Genomic DNA, 2,363 nt, shown 5'->3' with positions numbered 1-2,363 from the left:
TACTGCGGCCCCTCCTCACTCGCAAGGTTTGCAGTGATGTACCACCATTCGATGCGGAATTCAGGATGGGGGCCGTGATCTGCCGGAAAGCGGAGTTGTATGCCGGGGCGTGGAACAGCGAAGCCCTCGGCGGTCGAGCCCAGTCCGGCAAACCCTTGCGAAATAGCGGCGGCAGGAACGGAGATTGCCGTGGCTACGGAAACAAGGACGACCAGAAGACCTCTAGCGTTCATTGGCAAACACCCTCAGCAAATCCGATGGCGCGACCGTCGCCAGCCGTCGGAGTGGAATAAAGACAGACAGGATCGCCGCAGCCAGCGCCACCAGCCCCAGGACGAGCCAGTCCATCGGAAACATCCGCAACGGCAGCCGCCAGCCGAACGCCTCGACATTGACAATCGACAGCAGCACCCAGGCAAGCGCAAGGCCGACAGGGACCGCGGCAACGAAAGTCGCAAGCCACAACGCCAGAGTCCGCAGCACTTCGAGCAAGGCAAGATCGCGCCGCCTGATTCCCATCGCCCAGACAGGTGCGAGCTGCGGCAGCCGAATGCCCGACAAGGTCAGCAGGCTGGAGAACATCGCAAAACCTGCAACGCCGAGGGTGAAGAGATTGAGCATTCCGGTCACGGCAAACGTCTGGTCGAAGACCGCCTGAGATTGCCGTTTCAGGGAGGCCTGGTCGATGATGTTTTCGGAAGGCAGACCGAATTCGGTCGTCAAGCGTTCCTTCAGCACCGGGGCGTCGGCAGGCGGAACACGCACGCCATACCTCAGCTTTGGAACGTCAGTGTAATGTGCCGTCAGGGCTTCGACACCGACGATGACCTGGCCTTTTGGATTGCCATAGTCGGAATAGACCCCAACGACCGGGAGTTTCCATTCGCCGGGCAAGACCAGGCTATCGCCAATTGCGAGCCCCTTGCGACGCCAGAGCTGCTCGTTGATGAGCGCCCCTTGCCCTGCGGCGACCTCGTCCCAGACATTGATCGTGCCCGACAGGAGCGGCCAGTTGTTGCGATAGGTCGGATCGCCGGCTGCCGCGCCGAAGATCTGCAGCCTCTCTCCGAGCACCTCACCTTCGACGCTCCAGATGGGAAGAACCGACATCGACTGGTCCAGCAGCCATGTCCGCAGGCGCATAGCTTCGTTCTCTTCTCGCGCGGTGACGTAAAGCTCCGCCGCCAGCCGTTGGTCGAGCCAGCCGATGAAAGTCAGGCGGAAGCTGGAGACCATCGTGCCGACACCGACATTGGCGGCGAGCGCCAGCAGCAGTGCCATCAGGGCCAGGCTAAGCCCGGGCAGCTGTTGCCGCGTATCGGCCCAGAACCACGTGACGAGCACGCGTGACGAGTTTCTCTGCATGATGGCAAGAAACGCCGACAGCATGCCCGGCAGCATCAGGGCCGCTCCGAGCAAGAGGCACGCCAGGACCGCAAAGCCTGCGATCAGCCCGTGTCCGACACTCGCCAAAGTGGCCGATGTGATCAGCAGAGCCAACCCGCTCAAAAGCTGCAGTCGGATACCGATTGCCGTCGCACGGGCCCAGGCACGAGGTTGCGCTGCAGCCAGCAACGGCATGCGCCCGACCCGCCAAAGGCTTTGTGCCGACGACACGATCGTTCCGCCGATCGCTATTCCCAGCCCGGTTGCCCACCATTCCGGCCGGATGGTCAGTGTACCCGGGACGCTCGCTCCATACAGCCCCTGAAGCGTTACCGCCACACCGGGGAGCAACAGGGAGGCCACGAAATACCCGATCACGACGCCGATAAGCCCCGAAAGGAAGGCCAGCGCCAGAAGCTCGGTCATCAGCAGGAGGTTCAGGGACGACATGGAAAGCCCGAGAGAGCGCAAGGTCCGAAAGGTCGCTCTGCGCTGCTCGAACGCCAGGCCGATCGTCGCATAGACGATGAACAGACCGACGGCAAACGCGAGGAAACCGAATGCCGTGAGGTTGAGGTGGAAGCTGTCGGTGAGCTGGGCGACATCCGGCCGGTCGCCGGGTGGCTTTAATGCGACCTCGGGTGCGAGAGTGTCAAGCGAAGGCAGATTCGGCCGCTGTTCCGGCGCAACGACGAGACGGCTCAACTCACCGTGTTTTTCAAGAACCTGCTCGGCGACGGCGATATCGGTGAGCGCGGCTCCGTCCGGCAGGTCCGGCGACACCTCGACCTGCATCTGCGTCTGCCCCTCAAGCCTCAAGGCGGTCGCCTTGGAAACCACGAGGGTACCCGGATCCACCATGAAGCCAGCCAGGCCATCCCTTTCTCCGGGCTTAAAGCCCTGCGCTTGCGCTGGCCTCGTCAACGGATCACCCCCGCTAAACCGCACACGGCCATTTCCGAACGCACGGGCGCCTT

At 62.8% G+C, this 2,363-nt stretch carries 1 protein-coding gene and 1 pseudogene; both read right to left on the bottom strand.

Annotated features, from left to right (window positions below; all coding sequences use genetic code 11):
* Nucleotides 1-233: pseudogene (locus tag C9413_RS32915) on the bottom strand (iron ABC transporter permease); the annotation flags it as partial.
* A partial coding sequence (locus tag C9413_RS31175; protein WP_170251415.1) for an ABC transporter permease occupies nucleotides 223-2,363 on the bottom strand: 2,141 nt, incomplete at its 5' end. The gene C9413_RS31175 and the pseudogene C9413_RS32915, both read right to left, overlap by 11 nt.

Origin of the sequence: Rhizobium sp. SEMIA 4085 (genome assembly GCF_013004495.1) — a bacterium.
Taxonomy (GTDB): Bacteria; Pseudomonadota; Alphaproteobacteria; order Rhizobiales; family Rhizobiaceae; genus Rhizobium; species Rhizobium gallicum.
The sequence above is the reverse complement of the archived record's forward strand: the minus strand, read 5'-3'. Positions and strand labels throughout refer to the sequence as shown.